This window comes from Actinomycetes bacterium (assembly GCA_024222295.1).
GTDB lineage: Bacteria > Actinomycetota > Acidimicrobiia > Acidimicrobiales > Microtrichaceae > JAAEPF01.
This window is the reverse complement of the sequence record JAAEPF010000089.1, coordinates 1-3,449: the sequence shown is the minus strand read 5'-3', so window position 1 is coordinate 3,449 and position 3,449 is coordinate 1. Positions and strand designations below refer to the sequence as shown.

Annotated in this window: 2 protein-coding genes; one reads left to right on the top strand and one right to left on the bottom strand. The window is 66.7% G+C overall.

All coding sequences use genetic code 11. From position 1 onward, the window contains the following. A partial coding sequence (locus GY812_16970) for an ankyrin repeat domain-containing protein (protein ID MCP4437177.1) occupies positions 1 to 101 on the top strand: 101 nt, incomplete at its 5' end. 188 nt (positions 102 to 289) lie between these two features. Here the strand turns inward: GY812_16970 and GY812_16965 are convergent. Continuing rightward, positions 290 to 3,166, bottom strand: coding sequence for a hypothetical protein (locus GY812_16965; protein ID MCP4437176.1), 2,877 nt, complete (start codon positions 3,164 to 3,166; stop codon positions 290 to 292). Positions 3,167 to 3,449: the final 283 nt, after the last annotated feature.

The following is a 3,449-nucleotide window of genomic DNA, read 5'->3' as shown; positions in this document are numbered from 1 at the left end:
CTGCATCCCGTGGCCGCAAGGACATGGTGGAGCTGCTTGTGGACCGCGGCGCCGACCTGGAGGCCAAGGATGAGGTGAGTGCGGCGGCCGTGTGCGATTGATGAACATCGTTGGGGGGGGTCAAGATCTCGCGTAACCATGCCACACACTCGATTCACAGACTCACCAATCACCAATCCAGCAACTCCATCACCAATGAGTCACAAACCGCGCCAAACCCACAATCCCAAGTCCCAAGCCCAGATCACTCCCATCACACTGCCTCGAGTCGCCACTCAGCCGCCCCTGCTCACCGCAAACGCTCCACCTGCTGTCGCAGGTACTGCGTCTGCCCGATCAGCTGGGTCGCCAGTCCCTTGGCGATGACCTCGTTCAGCCTCGACAGCCAGCGGAAGGCCCAGCGCGCACGCTCCCTCGGCCGGTCGCCGAAGGCCGTGTCCGCCACCTTCTTGAGGAAGGCGAAGGCCGCCGGTCCCATGCGTCCCGTGGTCGTGACGACGAAGGGCACAATGGAGCTCAAGTTGTCCTTTGTAGCTGAGCTCTTCTTGTACTCCCTCATCTTGTCATTCTCACGGCGCTCGAGAAAGGCGTCCATGTTCTGCAGGCCCTGCGTCACGTAGGACTTGCTCACCGCCGAGGTGATCTGCACGTCGACGAGACGGGTGGTCTCGAAGTCGACGTGCACCCGCAGGTCCGGTCGCTTGCGCGCGGCCTCGCTGGACCCCGGCTGGGACCCGAAGCGCGTCTGCCCGTCCTGCCAGCTGGAGGGCTCCACCACCGACTGTAGCCCCGCCGAGCGCACCGCCGCGTGCAGGACGTCGCGAACGTCGTTGTGCGCCCGGATGGTGGAGCCCTTGCCGCAGCGGCAGCGCGCCAGGTGATGCGCCACGCCCGAGACCCCGCCGATGTGGACGGTGCCTCTCGCGGTGGTGTCCCGCTGCACGCACGCGCAGTTGATCGACACGCCGTCCGGCACCACGTGGTCGGCCTCGGAGGCTCCGATGCGGTAGCGTTCCACCACCGCAAACTCCTCGTCCGTGAGCCCGCGGGGTCCCATCATCGTGTTGCGGAGCCAGTAGTGTGTTCCCGGCACGCATGCCTCTCGGAACGCGACCAGGTCGCTCATGACGCGGAACATGGCCGGGTCATCGATGTTGGCGACACGCTTCTCCGTCGTGCCCTTGGCCAGCGCCTCGGCCCTGCAGCGTGCTGTGCAGGCCCTGCGCGCCTTGGCCAGCCGGCGCAGGAAGACACACTCGTGCTTGATGCGCAGCATGTCGTCGTGGTGCAGCACCATCTTGCGCTGCCAGGGCGCCTCGGTCTGCTCGTTCGCCCGCGCTGTCACCCCGTCGCCGTACAGGCACTTGCGGAGCTTGGCCTTCAGCTCGCCCGGCAGCTTACCCAGGGTGTCGGGCAAGAAGCCCTCGAACCCTGTCGCTGCGGCCAGGCAGCGGGCTCCCTTGCAGGCCCTGATGAACTCCTCCACCAGGTTTGCCGCTGCCTCCATGTCATCCGACGACTCGTCGTCAGATCTGAGCTCCATCATCGCCTCCAGCGCCAGCTCCTCGATCTCGGCGCGCAGCTCTTCCAGGCCCTCGACAGCCCCCGCGATGTCCGACCTCCACACGTGCGCCAGCTGGTAGCGCTTCTTCACCCTGGCGGCATGAAGGTCGGCCTCCTTGCCCACGACGCAGTCCTTGTCCGGCCTGAAGTACCGTGCCTCGGTGCAGGCGTCCTTGTACTCCTTGCTGTCCCGCTCGTAGTCCCGGTAGGCTCCCTTGGCGACCTCCTCGCATCGCAGCAGGATGTCGCCCACCTCCTTGGTCGCATCGCTGCGGTCTGAGCGCTTCAGCGCCCGCATCACGAGTTTCTTGAGCGAGATGCCCTTCCAGTTGGGGTCGTTGCCGTCCGCGTCCGCGTCGGGTCCGTCCCTGGCCAACCCGATCGCCGGCGTTTGCCTGACCGAGTAGACCTGTGCCGCATCCGCTCTCGGCTGTGCGGCATCAGATGTCTCTTGGCCGGTTGGAGCGCCAGCCGCACTAGCTGCCGCTGCGCCGCCGCCGCCCGTCGTCATCTCGGTCGCCGCTCCCGCCGCGCTGGCGGCAGCCGCACCTCCGCCGACCGTCTGGCCTCCGCTTGTCGGTGTTGGCTGATGCTCCGGTTCAGCCGCTCCCCCCGTACCGCTGACGAGCCAGCCGTCCAGCGTACCTGCAAGCTGCTGCCCGTGCGCCGGCCCCTCCTCGCAGTCCTCCTTGGACTCGCTCTCTCCGACCGCCGGGTGGTCCACCCACGGCGTGCCGCCCGCTGCAGCAGCCGCCGCACCCGACTCATCCTCCGCTTCCGCCTCGCCGATGCTGGCTGGTCCCGCTCCGGCACCACTCCCCGACGCTGGCTCTCCTCCGCCTCCACCAGTGCCGGGTCCGTCGAGGGCCTCCTCCGGCGGTGGTGCCATCTCGAACCGCCCTTTCCGCATGTCCCGAACGGCCTCGATGAAGCCCGCTGCCGCTTCGAAGCGGAACTGCGCCACGCCAGGCAGGCCCATGCCCCCGGCTTTGCAGCCCTTGCTCAGCATCTTTGCCAGCCTCATCTGAGCGTAGCCTCCCTTCTTCAAGGCCGGGTTGGACGCTGCCGATGCGAGCCGAGTCACACCGTCGGCTTCCCGGCCCAGGAGCGCCCACCACGCCTCCCGCCTTGCGTGCTCGTCCGGCAGCCCCCGAACAAGCGCCTCGATGGCCTTGGACATGGCCTCACGGAAGCCGTCCTCGGTCACCGTGCACATCTCGTCCGAGAGCGCGTGGCCGATCGCATCCAGCTCCGTCTTGTGCGCCACTGCCGCCAGGTTGGCCAGCAGCGCCGCATGGAACACCGCCAGCTCCTGGCCCGCCGCCGCACCCGCTGCTCTGTGCAGGTAGCTGAACTTCTGTCCGAGCACTGACAGCAGTAGGTGGTGCGCCCGCTTGAGCCCGCAGACCTCGATGCCCGCGAGCAGGCGCTCCGCGGCCGGCCCAAACTCTTTCTCCAGTCGCTTCATCGAGTGCTCAAGTGCCACCTCCGGCGGGAGTTCCTCCCCTACAGGACACTGCAGCACCGCCACGCTCCGTTCGGTGAGGTGGCACCCCTCCAGCACCGAGGGTGGGGACCCTGGATCGTCCCTACTCCGCTTCATCTCCCGCTGAATTCTGGCTTTGGTTCTCTCGAGATGTCCTATGAACATCGTTGGGGGGGGTCGAAAACTCGCGTCACCATGCCACACACTCGAGTCACAGACTCACCAATCACTAATCCAGCAACTCCATCACCGATGAATCACAAACCGCGCCAAACCCGCAATCCCAAGTCTCAAGCCCAGATCACTCTCATCACACTGCCTCGAGTCGCCAATCAGCCGCCCCTGCTCACCGCAAACGCTCCACCTGCTGCCGCAGGTACTGCGTCTGCCCGATCAGCTG

Bases quoted from the DNA above. Each gene is read 5' to 3' on its own strand.
- GY812_16965 (MCP4437176.1), bottom strand. From the start codon at position 3,166: ATGAAGCGGAGTAGGGACGATCCAGGGTCCCCACCCTCGGTGCTGGAG.